Source organism: Streptomyces sp. KR80 (assembly GCF_052245555.1).
GTDB lineage: Bacteria > Actinomycetota > Actinomycetes > Streptomycetales > Streptomycetaceae > Streptomyces.
In genome coordinates, this window is the sequence record NZ_JBQQCD010000004.1 from 103246 (window position 1) to 121836 (window position 18591).

The window sequence follows — 18591 nt, forward strand, 5'->3', positions numbered from 1 at the left end:
CGGGGCGATCGTGAAGGTTGTCGACGGGGCTGGCCACTTCTGCTCTGCCGGTGTGCGCTTCTTGCGAGTCCCCTGAGCCCGGCGCGTACGCTGGTCATGGCAAGCAAACCCCGGATCCTCGCGAGGTGCCCCGTGTCTCCGCGTCGAAACCGCCCGCGCGGCGGCAAGTCGTTCCCGTGGGGCGATGGCGGCCCGGAGGGTGCACGCCCTCCGGCTTCGCCGGGGGGACCCCCACCCTGGGGGATTACGGAGAGCTGGCAGGGCGAGGAGTGGATGGTACGGCAGATCGCCGGCGCCGCCGCCGCCAAGCACTACCGCTGCCCCGGCTGCGACCAGGAGATCCCCCCTGGCGTTCCGCATGTCGTGGCCTGGGCCCGGCACGGTGCCGTCGAGGACCGGCGGCACTGGCATCGGGCGTGCTGGAATGCGAAGGACCGCCGCACCACACGGGTGCAGCGGTCCCGGAACGCGCCGCGCTACTGAACGGGCCCACGGCTCGCCCTTCGGCGGCCCCCTTCTGCGGCGGTCAGACGTCGCGCTTCTCCAACAGCGCGAAGGCGGCGACCAGTACGGCGGCTGTCACGCCCGCGAGGATCCAGAGCAGGTCCCAGCCGTCGCCCTGGCCGCCGTCCATCGGGATGCGGTAGAGCGACGCGAGGCCGTTCAGCGGCGAGTACTCGATCAGCTTCTCGCGCACCTCCTGCAGGCTCTCCGTCACCATGAACAGGGCCAGCAGCAGCGGCAGCAGGACGACGCCGAGCATGGTGGTGATGGCGCCGGCGGAGTGGCGCAGCAGGGCTCCCACGGCGAGCGACAGCAGTCCGAGCAGCGCCACGTACAGCCCGGCGCCGACGGTCGCGCCGAGCCACTCGCTGCTGGTGGCGATCACCACGCCGTCGACGATCGACTCCTTGGGGATGTCGGCGTACTCCAGCGCGGGCTTGCCGCCCAGGATCGATGAGTTGATCAGCGCCGTCAGGGCGGTGGCCGCGGTCGTCATCACAAAGGCGAGCAGGAAGAACACGACGGCCTTGGCGGCGAGCACCCGGCTTCGGGACGGGCAGGCGGTGAGCGTCGTGCGGACCATGCCGGTCCCGTACTCGGAGCTGACCACCAGGACGCCGAGCGTGATGATGCAGATCTGGCCCAGCATCAGCCCGAAGAGACCGCCCGCAAGGATCGGTGTCTGGGCCTCGTCGGAGCTGTCGAGACCGAGGGCCGCCAAGGTCCCGATGCCCACGACCAGGGCGAACATGATGCCGAGCGTCCACATCGTGGAGCGGACGGTGCGGATCTTGGTCCACTCGGAGGCGAGTGCGTGGCCGAAGTGCGTGCGCCGTACGGGGATGGGCGACGTGTATGCCCCGCCCCCGGCGGGTGCGGGCGCGTAACTTCCCTGCGACGCCCCTGCGGCGAACGGCTGTGCCTGCGGGGCAGCGGTTCGCGGCGGAGCGACGGGTGGGGCGCCGACTGGGGCGGTTGTCGAAGCCTGCGCGGGTACGGCGGGTGAGAAGCCCTCGTAGGGCGGTACGGGGCCGGCGCCCGGAGCGGCTGTCGGCGGCTGCTGCGGAACCGGGCCGCTGCGCTGCAGCGGCGGAGCCGGTGTCGGGGCCTGCGGGGGCATAGCGGACGCTGCCGCGTCCTGGTGCTGGTGAGGGGTCGTCATCGGGCGTCCTCGTTGTCGCGCTTGGTCGTGTCGTGGCCTGCACCGGGCGCGGGTCGCCCCTGCGGATGCCCTTGCGGGGCGGCGTACGGGTAGGGCGTGCTCGCCGGTGCGCCCACCGGAGGCTGTGCGTACGGGTTCGGGGCACCTGCCGCCGGGCCGCCCTGCGGCGCGGCACCGAAGATGCCCGGCTGCCCGGGCGCCGGTGCGGGCCACGCCTGGGGGTGGCCACCCGCCTGCGGCGGCGCGTAGCTGCCCGGCGGCAGCGGTCCGCTGGGCACGAAGCCTGGCCCGGGAGGGGGTGCGTAGCCGGCGGCAGGGGGAGCCTGCAGGCCGGCCCGCTGATCGGTGGTCGAGCGGTAGTCCACCGCCCCCTGCGTCATCCGCATGTACGCCTCTTCCAGCGACGCCTGGTGTGGCGAGAGCTCCCACAGCCGCACGTCCGCGTCGTGCGCGAGATCGCTGATCCGGGGCAGCGGCACGCCGGTCACCCGCAGCGCGCCGTCGGGCTCCGGCTGCACCTGCGCGCCCGCCTCGCCGAGTACCGAGATCAGCTTCTCCCGCTGTACCGGGTCGTCGTCCGGCGTACGGACCCTGGCGAAACCGGCCGAGTTGGCCGCGATGAAGTCCTTCACGCTCATATCGGCGAGCAGCTGGCCGCGCCCGATCACGATCAAGTGGTCGGCGGTGAGCGCCATCTCGCTCATGAGGTGGCTGGAGACGAAGACGGTACGGCCCTCGGAGGCCAGCCGCTTCATCAGGTTGCGGACCCACAGGATGCCTTCGGGGTCGAGGCCGTTGACCGGCTCGTCGAAGAGCAGCACCTGGGGATCGCCGAGCAGTGCCGCTGCGATGCCGAGCCGCTGCCCCATGCCGAGCGAGAAGCCCTGCGACCGTTTCTTCGCCACGTCCTGCAGGCCGACGACACCGAGAACCTCGTCCACCCGGCGGGCCGGTATGCCGGACAGCTGCGCCAGGCACAGCAGATGGTGGCGCGCGCTGCGGCCGCCGTGCACCGCCTTGGCGTCGAGCAGCGCGCCCACCTGGCGCGGTGCGTTCGGCAGTCGGCGGAAGGGATGCCCGCCGATCGTCACCCGCCCGCTCGTCGGCCGGTCGAGCCCCAGGATCATGCGCATCGTCGTCGACTTGCCGGAGCCATTGGGCCCCAGAAAGCCGGTGACGGCACCTGGCCGCACCTGGAACGACAGGTTGTACACGGCCGTCTTGGCGCCGTAGCGCTTGGTCAGGCCGACTGCCTCGATCATTCTCCGCCCCTTGAGAGGTAGTCGGGGCACACGCCCCCGTAAGGGTTAGGAGGGTAACGAGACGTTGACGGTTCCCTTCAGGTGAGAAGGGACGGCGCATCCCGTCCAGTCGCCGGCGCCGCCCCTCAGGGCGTGTGATGACGGACGGGGGCGGGAACGGGCGGCACCGGGTACGGGAGCGGGGCTACGCGTCTCGCCTCTTGATGACCACGTAGCCGCCGACGAGCGCGGCAGCCACCCACGCGGCCATGATGGCGAGTCCGCCCCAGGGCCCGTACGGCGCGGCGTCGTCGGGCGGCGCGACCACCTGCATCACGTGGCTGCCGGCCTGGTCCGGCAGGTACTGGCCGGCCTTCCGGGTGGCGTCCACATTGCCCAGGATGTTGGAAATGATGAAGAAGAACGGCATCAGAACGCCGAGCGAGAGCATCGGGCTGCGCAGCATCGCCGCGACGCCCATCGAGAACATCGCGATGAGGCCCATGTAGAGACCGCCGCCGAACACCGCGCGCAGGACGCCCGAGTCGCCGAGGGAGGCCCGGTGCTCGCCCAGCAGGGCCTGACCGAGGAAGAAGGCGCCGAAGCTCGTCACGACACCGACCAGGAGGGCGAGTGACGAGGCGATCGCGATCTTGGAGAAGAGGAAGGTGCCGCGCTGCGGCACGGCTGCGAGCGAGGTGCGAATCATCCCGGTGCTGTATTCGTTGGAGATCACCAGCACGCCGAAGACGATCATGGCCAGCTGCCCGAGTCCCATGCCCGCGAAGCTGACGCGGGTAGCGTCGAAGGCGGCCTGGTCCCGCACCGACAGGTCCTCGAAGGTGTTGCGGGTGACGATGCTGATCAGCGCGCCGAGCGCGAGGGTGACGACCAGCGCCAGGCTCAGCGTCCACAGTGTCGACTGCACGGACCTGATCTTCGTCCACTCCGACTGCAGGACCTGTGTAGCTGCCATCGGTCAGGCCCCCTCTCGGTCGCGGCTGCCCGTCCGGGCCCGCCAGTCCGCGCCCCAGGCTCCCTGGGCGGGCTCCCCGGCACCGGCTGCCGCTCGTACGGGCGCCGGTGCCGGGAGACCGGCTCCGCCTCCGTCGCTGTGGGCGTGATACTCCACCGATCCGGCGGTCAGCCGCATGAACGCCTCCTCCAGGGAGGCCTGTTGCGGGCTCAGCTCGTGCAGCACCAGGCGGTGCTCGGCCGCCAGCTCGCCGATTCTGGCCGCATCCCCGCCTTCCACCTCGAGCGATCCGTTCGCCACGGACACCGCGGTCAGGCCCGCCTCGTGCAGGACATCGAGCAGCCGCTCCCTCTCGGGCGAGCGCAGCCGTACGTACGACCGCGAGTTCCGCGCGATGAAGTCGGTCATCGCGGTGTCGGCGAGGAGCCTGCCCTGGCCGATGACCACCAGGTGGTCGGCGGTGAGCGCCATCTCGCTCATCAGGTGGCTGGAGACGAAGACGGTACGGCCCTCTGCGGCCAGGCGCTTCATCAGGTTCCGGATCCAGTGGATGCCCTCGGGGTCGAGACCGTTGACCGGCTCGTCGAACATCAGGATCCGCGGGTCGCCAAGCAGGGCGGCGGCGATGCCGAGCCGCTGCCCCATGCCCATCGAGAAGCCCTTCGCGCGCTTCTTCGCGACGGAGGACAGGCCGACGAGGTCCAGCACTTCATGGACCCGCCGGCGCGGGATGCCGTTGCTCTGTGCCAGGCACAAGAGGTGGTGGTACGCGCTGCGGCCGCCATGGACCGCTTTCGCCTCGAGCAGCGCGCCGATGGAGGTGAGGGGGTCCCGCAGATCGGCGTAGTGCCGGCCGTCGATCCGGACGTCTCCGGCGGTGGGGTAGTCCAGGCCGAGCACCATGCGCATGGTGGTGGACTTGCCCGCGCCGTTGGGACCGAGGAAGCCGGTGACGATGCCGGGGCGCACTGTGCACGTCAGCCGGTCGACGGCCAGCTTGTCCCCGTACCGCTTCGTCAGCTCTTCGAGCTCTATCACCCCACACGCTAAACACACGGCGATGCCGTTCGCCACCGCGCGCCCTCCGGGCGGGGTAGCCCGACGAGCGCGCCGTTCGGGCGTCGGCAACCGGCCTCATCGTGCGCCCTTCGGGCCACTCAACGCCGTGCGCCTCGCGCCATCTTGCTGGCACGAGGCGCACGGGGCGTCGTCCGGTTCCGCGGAAGCGGCCGTAGCGGCGAGCGACTACCGGGACTGCTGGGCCGGAACGCCGCGGGTGGCCGGCTCCTCGTCCGGGGTACCGGCCGCGGCGACGGCCGCGCCGGTCAGCGTCGCCAGCATCTCGCGCACGTTGGTCAGCTGCGCGTTGATGCTGTCGCGGCGGTTGGTGAGCGCCGCCAGCTCGCGCTCGGACTCGCTGCGGACGCGGTCGGCCTTGGCGTTGGCGTCTGCCACGATGTCCTCGGCCTGGCGCTGCGCAGTCTCCACCGTCTGGCGGGCCCGGCGCTCCGCGTCCGTGCGCAGCTTCTCGGCCTCCAGGCGGAGCTGCTCGGCACGGTGCTCGATCTCGGCGAGGCGCTTTTCGGCCTTGGCCTGACGCGATGCCAGGTCGCGTTCGGACTGCTCGCGGCGCTTGGCGAGGTTCGTCTCGAAGTCGGCGGCGGCCTGGGCGGCCTTGGCGCGGGTCTCCTCGAAGAGGGAGTCCGCCTCCTCGCGCTTGGACTGGGCGTCCTTCTGGGCCTCGGCGCGCAGGCTCGCCGCCTCGCCCTTCGCCTTCTCGACAATCCGGACGCCGTCGTCCTCGGCCTTCGCCTTGCGCTCGGCAGCGAACGCTTCTGCGTCGTTGCGGACCTGCTGGGCGGAGGACTCGGCCAGTTCGCGGTGCTGCTCGGCGGCCCGGCGGGACTCCTCGCGCAGGTCCTTGGCCTCCTCCTCGGCGAGCCGGAGGATCTTCTCGACGCGCGCGCCGAGCCCGGCGTACGACGGTTCGGCGTCGGCGACCTGAGCCTGGGCGTTCTGAGTCTCGAGGTGCAGCTCCTCGATGCGCTTTTCCAGAGAAGTGATACGAGCCAGTGCACTGTCACGGTCGGCGACGAGCTTCGTGATGCGGTCGTCCACCTGCCCGCGGTCGTATCCACGCCGCACGAGCTCGAAGCCGAAGGGGGAGGAAGTGTCGCTCATGGGGTTCCTGTCGAAAGAGACCGGTGAGGTGATAGAGGGAATCCTAGGGGCGAGGACGGCGTGTCATCGAGTCAATGCGGGTTCCATCTGGAGAATGAACCCCCTTTCGGGTGTCTCATCCCTCTGACTGCTTGCCACTCGATCGGGCGGCACCTGCTCCGGCGGGTGCTTTGCCGCCGCCCGCCGTGGAGCTGCCGTTCGCCCCAGCCTTGCTCGAGCCGCCCGGAGCCTCGAAGGACTCCAGCGCCTCGAGCACGTCCTGGACGCGGGAGATCTCCGCGTTGATGTCCTCGCGGCGGCGCACCAGCACCTCCAGCTCGCGCTTGCCCTCGTCGACCATGCGCTTGGCTTCCGCAGCGGCCTCGGAACGGACCTTCTCGGCCTCGCGGAGTGCCTCGACCTTCTTCTGCTCGGCCTCCTTGAGCAGCCCCTCGGCCTTCCGCACCGCGGCGATCCGTACCTTGCTCGCCTCGCTGCCGGCATCCGAGACCAGCGCCTTGGCCTTCTCCTGGGCCTCCGCGAGCTGTTGGTTCGCCGCCTTCACGAGCTTGTCCACGCGCTCGCCCGCGGTCTTCACGGCCTCCGACGTCTCCCGGCGCGCCCGCTCGTGCAGCTCCTCGATCTCGCTCTCGGTGCGGGCGCGCAGCTCCTCGGCGCGCTCCCGGATCGCGGTGGCGTCCCGGCGGGCCTCGCTCAGCAGCGTGTCCGCGTCCGTACGGGCCCGCTCGACCAGACCGTTGCCCTCGTCCGTCGCCTCGGTGACGATCCGGTCCGCCTCCGTGCGGGCCGCTCCCACCATGGTGTCGGCCTGCTCCTCGGCGGCCGTCGCGGCCTTCACGGCCTCCTCCTGGGCCTTGGCGACGAGCTGGTCGGCCTGTTCGGCGGCGCCGCCCAGCCGCTTGGCAGCGGCCTCCCTGGCCTCGTCCAGCACGCGGTCCGACTCCTCCTGCGCCTCGGAGCGCAGCCGCTCCGCCTCCGCTTCGGCGTCGGCCTTGATCCGGTCGGCATCGGCACGGGTGCGCGCCGCGTGCTCCTGGGCCGAAGCGAGCGTCGTGGCGGCCTCGTTCCGCAGCCGCTCGGCCTCGGCGGAGGCCTCCGTGATGAGCCGGTCGACCTGCTCCGCCGCCTCGGTGCGCAGCGTCCCCGCGGCTTCCCGGGCCTCCGAGCGCAGCCGGTCGCCTTCCTCGATCGCCTCCGTGACCGTGCGCTCCGCCATCGACTTGGCGGCGTCGCCCTCCTCCTGCGCCTCGCGGCGGATCCGGGTCGCGTCTGCGGAGGCCCGCTCCCGCTCGGCGTACGCGTCGGCGCGGACCCGTTCCGCCTCCTCCTGCGCCTCGGAGCGGGTGCGGGCGGCCGCGTGCTCGGCGGCCGAGCGGAGCTCGTAGATCTCCTCCTCCGCCTGCTCGTGCAGCCCGGTCACCGAGTCCCGTACCTGCTGCGCGGTCTGCTCGGCGGCCGCGACCATCTCCGCCGATCGCCGCTCGGCCTCCTCGACCAGGCGCTGCGCCTCGGTCTGCGCCTCTTCGACGCGCTGGCGCGCGGAAGCCAGCAGCTCCTCGCTCTGCTCGCGCGCCTGTGCCCGCTCCTGGTGCGCCTCCTCACGGGCTTCGCTCAACAGCTGCTCGGCCTCGCGGCGGCGGCGGGACGCCTCCTCCTGGGCGGCGCCCAACGCCTCAGCGGCTTCGGTGCCGGTGCGCTCGGCCGCGGCAGCGGCCTCCGCCCGCACCCGGTCCGCCGTCTCCTGGGCCTGGGCCCGCAACTCCTCGGCCTCGGCCGCTGCCTCGCTGCGCAGCCGTACGGCCACGGCCTCGCCCTCGGCGCGGGAGTTCGAGGCGTCCGCAGCGGCTTCGCCCCGCAGGCGCTCGGCCTCGGCCTCGGCCTGCTGCTGGAGCGTGCGCATCCGCTCGGCCGCCTCGGAGCGCAGCCGTTCGGTCTCCTCGGCGGCCTCCCGCCGCAGCCGTTCGGCCTCCGTACGGGCTTCGCCCAGCGCCTGCTCGGCCGCGGTCACCCGCTCCTCGGCCTCGGTGTGGAGTCGCGTCAGCTCCTCGGCGGCCTCCTCGCGGCGGTCGCGGGCGGCCTGTTCGGCCTCCTCGCGCAGCTGGCGTGCCTCCTCGGCGGCCGCCTCCGAGATCTGCCGGGTCTGCTCCGCGGCCTCGGCGCGCAGTTCCTCGGCCTCCGTGCGGGCGCGCTCGAGCGCCTCGTCGGCCTGCCTGCGCAGCTGAGAGGCCCGCTCGATGGCCTCGGTGCGGACGCGCTCGCCCTCGGTGGCGGCGGCGGCCCGGAGCTCCTCCGCGTCGGCCTTGGACTTCGCCAGCAGCTCCTCGGCGGTGCTGGCCGACTCCTCGATCTGCTGGACCGCCTCGCGGCGCGCCTCGCCGCGGATCCGCTCGCCCTCGGCGACGGCATCCGCGCGCAGCTGCTCCGCCTCGCCGCGCAGCCGGCGGGCCTCATCCTGCAGCTCGACGGTCTTGGCGCGGTACTCCTTGGTGTCGTCCTTGGCCGCGCCCTTGAGCTGCTCCGCGCTGCTCTGCGCCTCCTCGCGGAGCCGTTCCGCCTCGGCCTCGGCCTCGTGCCGGATCCGCTCGGCCTCCTCGCTTGCGGCCCGCGTGGTCGCCTGGGCGTCCTCGGATGCCTTGGCCAGCACATCCTCGGCGCTGCGGGCGGCCTTGGCGAGCTGGGCCGCGACGTCCTCGGCCGCCTTGGAGCGGGCGATCTCCTCGGCCTCGGCGATCAGCCGCTCGGCCTCGGCCCGGGCGTCGGCCCGTACCTGTTCGGCCTCCTCCTTGGTGGCCTCGGCCTCCTTGGTGGCCTCGGTGACCAGCCGGGCGATCTGGGCCTTGGCGGTACGGGTGCGCTGCTCGTTCTCGGACTCGGTGCTGCTCAGCCGCTTCGAGGCGGCGGCCTCGGCCTCCTCGCGCAGGCGGTCGGCCTCGGCGCGCGCCGCGCGCAGCGCCTCCTCGGCCTCCTTCATCTGCTGCTCGGCGGCGCGGGTCAGCTCGGTCGCCTGGCGGCGGGCCGAGTCGGACTCGGTGGCGGTGGAGCTGCGCAGCTGCTCGGCGTGGTCGGTGGCCTCCTGGGCCTGGTTGGAGGCCGCGTTCAGCAGCCGCTCCGCATCCGTACGGGCCCGGCGCAGGATCGCATCGGCTTCGGCACGGGCCGCGTCGGACTCGGAGACCAGCCGCTCACGGGCCTGTTCGGCGAGGCGGTGCGCCTCGGAGCGGGCGGCGGCGAGCGCCTGCTCGGACTCGGCCCGGGACTCCTCCAGGAGCCGGCGGGCCTGGGCCTCGGTGCGGGCCCGCAGCTGCTCGGCCCAGGCGACGTTCTCATTGACGTGCGACTCGACGGTGGCCCGCCGCTCGGCCAGTTCCTGGTCCAGGCGCTGCCGGCGGGCGACCGCTTCGGCGTGCAGCTCGGCCTCCAGCCGGGCCTGCCGCTCGGCCTGATCCTGGAGCAGCCGCTGGGTCTGGGCGCGGGCCTCGCGCAGCTCGCGCTCGGCGTCGGCGCGCAGCTGGTCGGCCTGGATCTGGGCGTTGCGGAGCATCTGCTCCGCCTGGTAGCCGACGTCGGCACTGTCGTAGGCAGGGCGGGACACGAGGTTGCGGCGCGCCTCGTGCAGCTTGGCGCGCAGCACCTCGACCTGGTAGCCGAGGTCGTCGGCGTGCTGGACGGCCTTCTCCCGCTCGGTCTTCAGCCGCTCCATCTCGGCTTCGAACTTCGAGAGGTGGTCGTCAGCCTCGTAGCGGTCGTAGCCCCGCACTCCGCGGTCCCATCCGTCCCCTGGTTGCGTCGATACCGGCGCCTGCTTTCTGCCGCCCGGGCGCCGGCCCGGTTCTCCGATCTGCACTGTTCTTCGCCGGCTCGCCCTGGCGAGCGTGGATCCGTGGTCGGCGGCTCCACGCGCTCCAGTACGTGCCTATCGGAGAATGGTGTCAGATCATCGGCGAGGCATGGGCCACAGCCCCCAACCCGCACCGCGGCCTGGGCCACTCTACCGGCCAGGAGAAGGAACGGTCAGTGGTCGTTTTCGGGTTCGCCGTGGGAGGCGGCGGAGGTGACGAGCTCGGTCAGGACGCCGTGGCAGTCCTTGGGGTGCAGGAAGGTGATGCGCGAGCCCATCGAGCCGATGCGCGGCTCGTCGTAGAGGACCCGGACGCCCTTGTCCCGGACGGCCTGGGCGTCCGCGTCGACGTCGGCCGTCCCGAAGGCGATGTGATGTACTCCCTCGCCGTTCTTGGCCAGCCACTTCGCGACGGTGGAGTCCTCGCGGGTGGGTTCCAGAAGCTGGAGGTAGGAGGCGCCCCCATCCGAGGTCTCATTGATCTTGAGCATGGCCTCACGGACCCCTTGCTCCTCATTGACCTCGGTGTGAAACACCTCGAAGCCGTAGGTGGCACGGTAGAACTCGACAGTCTTGTCGAGGTCGAAACAGGCGATCCCGATGTGGTCGATACGCGTCAGCATGGCTCCAGTGCACCTCTCGCACACATGGTTACGCAACGTGCGCGCGATCACACCTGCGGACCGGTGACCGCGGGCGTACTGCTCAGTACATTGACGTAAACCCTCGTTCACTTCCTCTCCCTAGGGGACCCTCATGACTGGTACGACCGGCACCACCTCCGTGATCGTCGCAGGCGCCCGTACGCCCATGGGGCGATTGCTCGGGTCCTTGCGGACCTTCTCCGGGGCCGACCTCGGCGGCTTCGCCATCAAGGCCGCGCTCGACCGGGCCGGCATCGGCGGCGACCAGGTGCAGTACGTGATCATGGGCCAGGTTCTGCAGGCGGGCGCCGGGCAGATTCCGGCGCGGCAGGCCGCCGTCAAGGCCGGGATCCCGATGAACGTGCCGGCGCTCACTGTCAACAAGGTGTGTCTGTCCGGGCTCGACGCCATCGCGCTCGCCGACCAGCTGATCCGCGCGGGCGAGTTCGACGTGATCGTCGCCGGTGGGCAGGAGTCGATGACCAACGCCCCGCATCTGCTGTCGAAGTCCCGTGAGGGCTTCAAGTACGGCGCTGTGGAAATGCTCGACGCCATGGCCCACGACGGGCTGACGGACTCCTTCGAGGGCATCGCCATGGGCGAGTCGACCGAGAAGCACAACACCCGGCTGGGCATCGGCCGGGCCGAGCAGGACGAGATCGCCGCGCTGTCCCACCAGCGGGCCGCCGCGGCGCAGAAGAACGGGCTGTACGACGCCGAGATCACCCCGGTCGAGATCCCGCAGCGCAAGGGCGAGCCGGTGATCTTCTCGAAGGACGAGGGAATCCGGGCGGAGACCACGGCCGAGTCGCTCGGCAAGCTGCGGCCCGCCTTCGCCAAGGACGGGACCATCACGGCGGGAACGTCGTCGCAGATCTCCGACGGCGCGGCCGCCGTCGTGGTGATGAGCCGGGCGAAGGCCGAGGAGCTGGGCCTGGACTGGATCGCGGAGATCGGGGCGCACGGGAATGTGGCAGGGCCGGACAACTCGCTCCAGTCGCAGCCGAGCAATGCGATTCAGCATGCGCTGGGCAAGGAAGGGCTGGGCGTCGAGGATCTCGATCTGATCGAGATGAACGAGGCGTTCGCCGCGGTCGCCGTGCAGTCAATGAAGGACCTCGGGGTCTCCCCCGAAAAGGTGAACGTCAATGGTGGCGCGATTGCCCTGGGGCATCCGATCGGGATGTCGGGTGCGCGGATCGTGCTCCATCTGGCGCTGGAGCTGAAGCGGCGCGGTGGCGGTACGGGGGCCGCTGCGCTGTGCGGTGGCGGTGGGCAGGGCGATGCGCTGATCATTCGCGTGCCGCAGAACGGGCAGAAGTAAGGGGGAGGGTCGGCGGGGTGCCGCCGACCCTGTCCACGTCGGGTCGACGCATCGGTTGCCTGGGCACCTGCCGGGGGCCGGGCATCGGCTCGGACGGCGGGTGCCGGGCGGACCCTCCCAGCTACCGCTGGGAGGTGCCCCCACGAGCGTGAGGAGCGAAGCATCCATGGTTGACGTGCCCACCCTGGTCGAGCAGGCGCGCGAGGGCCGGCCCCGGGCCGTGGCCCGGCTGATCTCGCTGGTGGAGGGTGCGTCGCCGCAGCTGCGCGAGGTGATGGCGGCGCTGGCCCCGTACACCGGCGGGGCCTACGTCGTCGGGCTGACCGGTTCGCCCGGCGTCGGCAAATCGACGTCCACGTCGGGGCTGGTGACCGCCTACCGGAAGACCGGGAAGCGGGTCGGGGTGCTGGCCGTCGACCCGTCCTCGCCCTTCTCGGGCGGAGCCCTGCTGGGCGACCGGATCCGGATGAGCGACCACGCCTCGGACCCGGGCGTCTACATCCGGTCGATGGCGACGCGCGGCCACCTGGGCGGACTGGCCTGGGCCGCGCCGCAGGCGATCCGCGTGCTGGACGCGGCGGGCTGTGACGTGATCCTCGTGGAGACGGTGGGCGTCGGGCAGTCGGAGGTCGAGATCGCCTCGCAGGCCGATACGTCGGTGGTGCTGCTGGCGCCGGGGATGGGGGACGGGGTCCAGGCCGCGAAGGCCGGGATCCTGGAGATCGGCGATGTGTACGTGGTGAACAAGGCCGATCGGGAGGGCGCGGATGCGACCGCCCGCGAGCTCAACCACATGCTGGGGCTGGGCGAAGCGCGGGCTCCGGGGGACTGGCGTCCCCCGATCGTGAAGACCGTCGCTGCGCGGGGCGAGGGCATCGACGAGGTCGTGGAGGCACTGGAGAAGCACCGCGCCTGGATGGAGGAGCGCGGGGTTCTCGCGGAGCGCAGGTCCCTGCGGGCGGCGCATGAGATCGAGACGATCGCGGTGACACGGTTGCGGGAGCGGATCGGTGACCTGCACGGGGACCGTCGGCTGGGCGCGCTCGCGGAGCGGATCGTGGCGGGGGAGACCGATCCGTACGCGGCGGCGGACGAGTTGGTCGAAGGGTTGACGAACGGCGGCTGATCGGGCTCCGGGCGCATCGCTCGTACTGCTCGTGGGCCGGGACCTCCGGTGTCCGTGGATCGGGGGCCGTGGCCTCCGGGATGGGGGTCCTGGACCGTATATTTACGGGCCCTGGCGGCCCACAAATACACGTCAGCGTCCAGAACCCCCATCCCTACGACCCCGGCCCCCTCTTGCCGGTGGGCGGCTGCCGGTTGGTTTAGGCGGTCAGTCGTCCGAGTCGCGGTCGTCGTCCGTGTCGGTGTCGGGGTGGTCAGCAGTGACCTTGCCGGTCTTCGGGTCGACCCGGAGGTCGTGCTCCTTGCCGTCCTTACCCTGGATCTCCACGTCCCAGGTCCCGTCGTCCTCGAGTTCTGCTGAGGAGACCCTGCCCTGGACCGTACGCAGGGCAGCTTCGATCGCCCTGTCGGCGTCGGTCCCGTCCGTCGTCTCGCGGGCCTCGTCGCAGTCGTCGTCCGCGGTCCGTTCGCGGGGCTGGTCGTCGTGGTCGTCAGGGACACGTACCGCCGATGTCCGCGCGGAGTCCGCGGCGTCGTCGCCCGCCACGGCGAAGGCGGTCGCCGAACCCCCGCCTATCAGCGCCGCTGCGGCGACTGTCGCGATGACGATGTTGCGCTTCATCAGGTTCCTCCCGAGTTTGGTTGCGGTCGGGATCCACCGTGGCGAAGTGATCCTGAAGGCAGGCTGAAGTCGCCTGAAGCCTTCTTCAGGTTGGCTTTGGGAGGCTGGTCGCATGCGCGTGTTGATCGTGGAGGACGAGAAGCGGCTTGCGCTGTCGTTGGCCAAAGGGCTGACGGCGGAGGGTTTCGCCGTTGATGTGGTGCACGACGGGACCGAGGGCCTGTACCGGGCGAGCGAGGGGTCGTACGACCTGGTCGTCCTCGACATCATGCTGCCCGGGATGAACGGCTACCGGGTGTGCGGAGCGCTGCGGGCGGCCGGGAGTGATGTTCCGATTCTGATGCTCACGGCGAAGGACGGGGAGTACGACGAGGCCGAAGGGCTGGACACCGGCGCCGACGACTATCTGACCAAGCCGTTCTCGTACGTGGTGCTCGTGGCCAGGCTCCGGGCGCTGCTGAGGCGGCGGGGGCGGACGGCCTCGCCCGTGCTGCGGGTCGGGGAGTTGACCGTCGACACGGCGGCCCGGCGGGTGCTCCGGGGGGACGACGAGGTGGTGCTGACCGCCAAGGAGTTCGCGGTGCTGGAGCAGCTCGCGATGCGGGCCGGGGAGGTCGTGTCCAAGGCCGAGATCCTGGAGCACGTCTGGGACTTCGCCTATGAGGGCGACCCCAACATCGTCGAGGTGTACGTGAGCGCGTTGCGGAGGAAGCTCGGGGCCTCGGCGATCGGCACCGTGCGGGGCGCCGGGTACCGGCTGGTGGCCGACCGTGCGTAGGGTCTTCGGCTCGGTACGGTCACGTGCGGCGCTGGGTGCCACGGCGGTGGTGGCGGTCGCGCTGGTCGCCGCGGGCCTGGCGGTCCTGCTGGTGCTGCGCACGAACCTGATCGATCAGGCGGATCTGCAGGCCGAGGTGGCGGCCCGTGAGGTCGCAGGCCAGCTGGCGACCGGCGTGGCGTACGGCCGTCTCGACCTGCCGGAGGACCCGGTGCAGGTCGTCGGCGACCGAGGCAGGGTCCTGGCGGTGAGCGAGGACCTGGAGGCCGTACGGGGCACGAGGAGCCGTGATGTGAGCCCGGAGGACGAGCCGCCGGCGGATCCGGACGACGACGAGGACGACGTTCCTGCGAGCGGCGAGGTCTCCTCGGACGATGCGCGGCTCGGCACCGGGACCGCCACGGTGGACGGCGAGACGCGGGACTACCGCTTCGCCCGTGTCGAGGCGACGACGCCCACGGGCGAGACCGTGACCGTGTACGCGGGCTCCCCGCTCGACACCCAGCAGCAGGCGGTCGGCGAGGTGCGCACGGCGATGGCCGTCGGCCTGCCGCTGCTGCTCGTGGTGGTCGCGGGAGTGACCTGGCTGGTGACCCGGCGGGCGCTGCGGCCGGTCGAGGGCATCCGAGGGGAGATGGCCGCCATCACCGCCTCCGCGGACCTGTCCCGACGCGTGCCGGAGCCGGACACCCACGATGAGATCGCTCGGCTGGCGCGTACGACCAATGAGACGCTCGCGGCGCTGGAGGCCTCGGTGGAGCGGCAGCGGCGGTTCGTCGCCGACGCGTCGCACGAGCTGCGCAGCCCCATCGCGAGCCTGCGGACGCAGCTGGAAGTGGCCGCCTCGCACCCCGGTTTGCTCGATGTCGGCGGTGCGGTCCAGGACACCGTACGGCTCCAGCAGCTCGCGGCGGACCTGCTGCTGCTCGCCCGGCTCGATGCGGGGGAACGGCCCAGGGAGGGGAGCAGGGTGGAGCTGGCGGCGCTGGTGCGGGAGGAGCTGTCGCAACGCGCGAACGACCGTGTGCCGGTGCGGGCCGAGGTGCGGGAGCAGTGTGAGGTGGCGGGATCGCGCGGGCAGTTGGCACGGGTGCTGGGCAATCTGCTGGACAACGCGCAGCGGCATGCCGCCGCGGAGGTGTGGGTCACGCTCCGGGCCGAGGGCGGCTGGGCAGTGCTGGAGGTGGCCGACGACGGAGCCGGCGTGCCCGAGGCCGAGCGTGAGCGGATCTTCGAGCGGTTCGTCCGCCTGGACGACGCGAGGAGCCGGGACGACGGCGGGGCGGGGCTGGGGCTCGCCATCGCCCGTGACGTCGCCGAGCGCCATGGCGGGACGCTGACGGTGGGCGAATCTCCGGCGGAAGGCGCACTGTTCACGCTGCGCCTTCCGCCGGCGTGACCGTCAGCCGCGGCCGCGGCGGGCTCGGAGGTGGTTGGCCACCGGTGCCAGGGATTCGCGCAAGGCTTCCAACTCTCCTGGTGGCAGAAGGTCGATGAAATGCCGCCGGACCGATTCCACATGGTGCGGCGCGACTTTCTGCATGGTCTCTGAACCCAGGTCCGTGAGCACGGCGTAGAGTCCGCGCCGGTCGGACTCGCAGTGCTCGCGGCGGACCAGCCCGGCGTTCTCCATCCGGGTGATCTGGTGGGAGAGCCGGCTTTTGGACTGGAGGGTCGCGGCTGCGAGGTCGCTCATCCGCATCCGCTGCGCTTCGGACTCCGAGAGGTTCACGAGGATCTCGTAGTCGTTGTTGGTCAAACCGAACGGCTGCAGATCCTTCTCGAGCTGGTACATCAGCAGCTTGTTCACATCGAGGTGGGTACGCCAGGCCCGCTGCTCCTGGTCATTGAGCCAGCGGGGATCCGTCTCGGTCTCCATAGACTGATTCTACCTAGTAATGTTGAATTCCGGACTATTGGCATGACAAGCAACGCCGTCCGTCCCCCCTGGACGTCTGCGTGGGTGCACGCGTTCGACGTTACACTCCGCAGACTACCGCTCACAGCCCGAAGCGGCGTTGGAGACCCCCCAGCGAACCGGGGAGCTGTGGCGTCGACGGCCCGGCGGGCGGGGTGCCCGGGCCCCCACCTGGCACTCCGTCCTGATGCGGGACGGTACCGGTCGCCTGTTCCGGCATCAGCAGCTCCGTCGACTGGAGCAGAACCTGGCCCGCGCCCACGAACTCGAACTGGTGCTCCTCGCCCGACGTGCCGCCGATGCCGGTGAGGGCCCGCAGCCCGCCCAGCACACCCCGCAGGTACTGGTGGTCGTAGTGGTGACAGGGCGAGGGGCAGTCGGCCCAGCCGACGAGGGCCTGGGGGTCGACGCGCACGGGCGGCTCGACGAAGACCACCGGCCCGTTCGAGGCGGCCACGAACTTCCCCGTGCCGATGAGGGTGAGGAAGCCCGGGATGATCGACTGCTTCAGGGAAAGGCCGGGCTGGAAGGCCAGCAGGTTGCCCGACCGGATGGTGAGGTTGCCGTCCTCGAGGTCGTAGGAGTTGACGTCGAAGGCTCGGTCGGCCAGCAGCATCTTGCCCTGGCCCTCGGCGACGACCCAGTCCGCGGCGTGCAGCGGCGAGTGGAAACTGCCCGCGACCAGGCGGTCGAGGGGACCGTGCCCGATGCCGTGGAAGTCGATCCGCCCGTAGTAGGCGATCATCTTCCCCTTCTGGAGGAACCACTGGCCCTCGAGGTCGACGCAGAAGGTGTACGGGTTGACGTTCTCGTCGACCGGCAGGGTGTGCGGGTCGAGGACGGTGGGGTGCGTGGTCACAGCTTCTCCTCCGAGGCCTGGACGAACACGGCGCCGTTTCCTGAGAGCTCGAGCTGGAACGCCTCGCCCGAGCCGCGGCCCACCATGTCGCGCCAGCCGAGGGCGGTGGACAGTTTGTTGCGTACGTCTCCGTGGTGTGCGACGTACGCCTGCGGGTCGACGTGGACGGGGCGGTCGGGGGTGATGGGCAGCTCGATCACGCCGCCGTGGGCCATCACCGCGACCGCACCGTGTCCCTTGAGCGTGGTGGTGAACAGGCCCTGGCCGGTGACCTGGCCGCGGACCATGCCCATCACCCCGCCCTGGGAGCCCATGAACATCGTCCCCTGCTGCAGGGTCCCGTCGAAGGCGAGGAGGCGGTCGGCCTCGACGTAGAGCGTGTCCCCGGAGAGGTTGATCACCTGGATGTGGTGGCCGCCGTGGCCGAACATCACCGTGCCGCTTCCCTCCACGGTCATGAGCGGGGCGGCCTCGTTCGCGATCCGCCGGCCGATCATGGAGGTGAATCCGCCCTGACCGCCCTGGACGTTGGGGGTGAAGGTCACCTCGCCCTGGTACGCGAGCATCGCCCCGCGCTGGCTGAACATCCGCTGGCCGGGCTGGATCTGGGCTTCGACCATCTTGAAGTTGATCTCCCGGAACGGCATCAGATCTCCCCACCGACGGTGTTGCGCTCGCTGGGTTGTACGTACACCAGGCCCTCGCCCTCGAAGCGGATCTGGAAGGCCTCGCCAGAGCCCTCGCCCATAAAGCTGCGGAAGTTGACCCCGGACTGGAAGTGCTGGCGCAGATCACCGGTGTGGGCGACGTACGCCCCCGGGTCCACCTGGAGCGGGTACTGCGAGGTCACTCGGAGGACGACCGCCGGGCCGTCGGACATGATCGCGGCCTGACCGGTGCCCTCGACCGTGGTGGTGAACAGGCCGTTGCCCTGCGAGGCGCCGCGCAGGCCCGTGAAGGACGTGCCGGTACGCAGCCCGCCGTCGGTACAGAGCAGGTTGTCCGCCTCGACGTACAGCTTCTCGCCGTGCAGGTTCACCAGGTTGATCTCGCTCGCCCGGTCCGCGAAGTAGCAGGTGCCACGGCCTTTCACCTCCATCACGGTCATCTGTTCGCCGGTGATCCGCCGAGTGACCATGCCGCGGATGCCCTCGCCGCCGCCGGACAACTTCTTGAACGCCATCTGGCCGTCATAGGCGACCATCGAGCCGTTCTTGGCCTTGACGGTGTCGCCGGTCATGTCGACGGCGAGCACCTTGCTGCCTTGGAGTCGAAACTGAGCCACGGGTTGACGGTATCCGGCTGAAGCGGGTCGGGGCAGGGTCATCACCCCGGATCGGACCCTGATAAACGACCGGCGCAGCAGACTGCCACAATGGGACAGCTTGTGCCCGCTTTCACAAACCGAAGGTGGCCCTC

General features: G+C 71.1%; 17 protein-coding genes. 5 read left to right on the top strand and 12 right to left on the bottom strand.

The window, feature by feature from the left end; genetic code table 11:
• The first annotated feature begins 132 nt into the window (after positions 1–132).
• Positions 133–483, top strand: coding sequence for an ATP/GTP-binding protein (locus tag ACTWQI_RS08045; protein ID WP_443268842.1), 351 nt, complete (start codon positions 133–135; stop codon positions 481–483).
• Positions 484–526: 43 nt separating this feature from the next.
• Here ACTWQI_RS08045 and ACTWQI_RS08050 read toward each other — a convergent pair whose 3' ends face one another.
• The 7 genes from ACTWQI_RS08050 to mce all read right to left on the bottom strand — a co-directional run bounded on the left by ACTWQI_RS08050 (position 527) and on the right by mce (position 10525).
• Positions 527–1666, bottom strand: a complete 1140-nt coding sequence (locus tag ACTWQI_RS08050) for an ABC transporter permease (RefSeq protein WP_443268844.1) — start codon at positions 1664–1666, stop codon at positions 527–529.
• Entirely contained in the window at positions 1663–2928 is a 1266-nt protein-coding gene (locus tag ACTWQI_RS08055) for an ATP-binding cassette domain-containing protein (protein WP_443268846.1), read from the bottom strand. The genes ACTWQI_RS08050 and ACTWQI_RS08055 overlap by 4 nt, the downstream gene beginning before the upstream one ends.
• A 184-nt stretch (positions 2929–3112) precedes the next feature.
• Positions 3113–3883, bottom strand: a complete 771-nt coding sequence (locus tag ACTWQI_RS08060; protein WP_443268848.1) for an ABC transporter permease — start codon at positions 3881–3883, stop codon at positions 3113–3115.
• 3 nt (positions 3884–3886) lie between these two features.
• The gene (locus tag ACTWQI_RS08065; protein WP_443268849.1) at positions 3887–4921 is read right to left on the bottom strand and encodes an ATP-binding cassette domain-containing protein; all 1035 of its coding nucleotides are present in this window, start codon (positions 4919–4921) and stop codon (positions 3887–3889) included.
• Positions 4922–5128: 207 nt separating this feature from the next.
• Positions 5129–6064, bottom strand: coding sequence for a cellulose-binding protein (locus ACTWQI_RS08070; RefSeq protein ID WP_443268851.1), 936 nt, complete (start codon positions 6062–6064; stop codon positions 5129–5131).
• Positions 6065–6179: 115 nt separating this feature from the next.
• Complete coding sequence (gene scy, locus ACTWQI_RS08075; RefSeq protein WP_443268853.1) at positions 6180–9821, bottom strand: polarized growth protein Scy; 3642 nt, start codon at positions 9819–9821, stop codon at positions 6180–6182.
• A gap of 254 nt (positions 9822–10075) precedes the next feature.
• On the bottom strand, positions 10076–10525 hold the full coding sequence (gene mce, locus ACTWQI_RS08080; protein WP_443268855.1) for a methylmalonyl-CoA epimerase: 450 nt from the start codon (positions 10523–10525) through the stop codon (positions 10076–10078).
• A 133-nt stretch (positions 10526–10658) separates the two neighbouring features.
• Here mce and ACTWQI_RS08085 point away from each other — a divergent pair, with 133 nt between their 5' ends.
• Together ACTWQI_RS08085 and meaB are read left to right on the top strand one after the other, a co-directional pair.
• On the top strand, positions 10659–11870 hold the full coding sequence (locus ACTWQI_RS08085) for an acetyl-CoA C-acetyltransferase (RefSeq protein ID WP_443268857.1): 1212 nt from the start codon (positions 10659–10661) through the stop codon (positions 11868–11870).
• Between the two features lie 166 nt (positions 11871–12036).
• On the top strand, positions 12037–12996 hold the full coding sequence (gene meaB / locus ACTWQI_RS08090; RefSeq protein WP_443268859.1) for a methylmalonyl Co-A mutase-associated GTPase MeaB: 960 nt from the start codon (positions 12037–12039) through the stop codon (positions 12994–12996).
• Positions 12997–13203: 207 nt separating this feature from the next.
• On the opposite strand, the gene ACTWQI_RS08095 is transcribed toward meaB, so the two are convergent.
• Positions 13204–13617, bottom strand: coding sequence for a PepSY domain-containing protein (locus ACTWQI_RS08095; protein WP_443268861.1), 414 nt, complete (start codon positions 13615–13617; stop codon positions 13204–13206).
• Positions 13618–13729: 112 nt separating this feature from the next.
• On the opposite strand from ACTWQI_RS08095, the gene ACTWQI_RS08100 reads away from it, so the two are divergent.
• Positions 13730–14395, top strand: coding sequence for a response regulator transcription factor (locus tag ACTWQI_RS08100; protein ID WP_443268863.1), 666 nt, complete (start codon positions 13730–13732; stop codon positions 14393–14395).
• Positions 14388–15794, top strand: a complete 1407-nt coding sequence (locus ACTWQI_RS08105; protein WP_443268865.1) for an ATP-binding protein — start codon at positions 14388–14390, stop codon at positions 15792–15794. Before ACTWQI_RS08100 ends, ACTWQI_RS08105 begins: the two co-directional genes overlap by 8 nt.
• 3 nt (positions 15795–15797) lie before the next feature.
• On the opposite strand, the gene ACTWQI_RS08110 is transcribed toward ACTWQI_RS08105, so the two are convergent.
• The 4 genes from ACTWQI_RS08110 to ACTWQI_RS08125 all read right to left on the bottom strand — a co-directional run bounded on the left by ACTWQI_RS08110 (position 15798) and on the right by ACTWQI_RS08125 (position 18457).
• Positions 15798–16274 carry a MarR family winged helix-turn-helix transcriptional regulator gene (locus ACTWQI_RS08110; RefSeq protein ID WP_443268867.1) on the bottom strand — a complete coding sequence of 159 codons (477 nt, stop codon included), beginning with the start codon at positions 16272–16274 and terminating at the stop codon, positions 15798–15800.
• 121 nt (positions 16275–16395) lie between these two features.
• Positions 16396–17172 carry an AIM24 family protein gene (locus ACTWQI_RS08115; protein ID WP_443268869.1) on the bottom strand — a complete coding sequence of 259 codons (777 nt, stop codon included), beginning with the start codon at positions 17170–17172 and terminating at the stop codon, positions 16396–16398.
• Entirely contained in the window at positions 17169–17819 is a 651-nt protein-coding gene (locus ACTWQI_RS08120) for an AIM24 family protein (RefSeq protein ID WP_443268871.1), read from the bottom strand. The genes ACTWQI_RS08115 and ACTWQI_RS08120 overlap by 4 nt, the downstream gene beginning before the upstream one ends.
• Positions 17819–18457, bottom strand: a complete 639-nt coding sequence (locus ACTWQI_RS08125; protein ID WP_443268873.1) for an AIM24 family protein — start codon at positions 18455–18457, stop codon at positions 17819–17821. The genes ACTWQI_RS08120 and ACTWQI_RS08125 overlap by 1 nt, the downstream gene beginning before the upstream one ends.
• Positions 18458–18591: the final 134 nt, after the last annotated feature.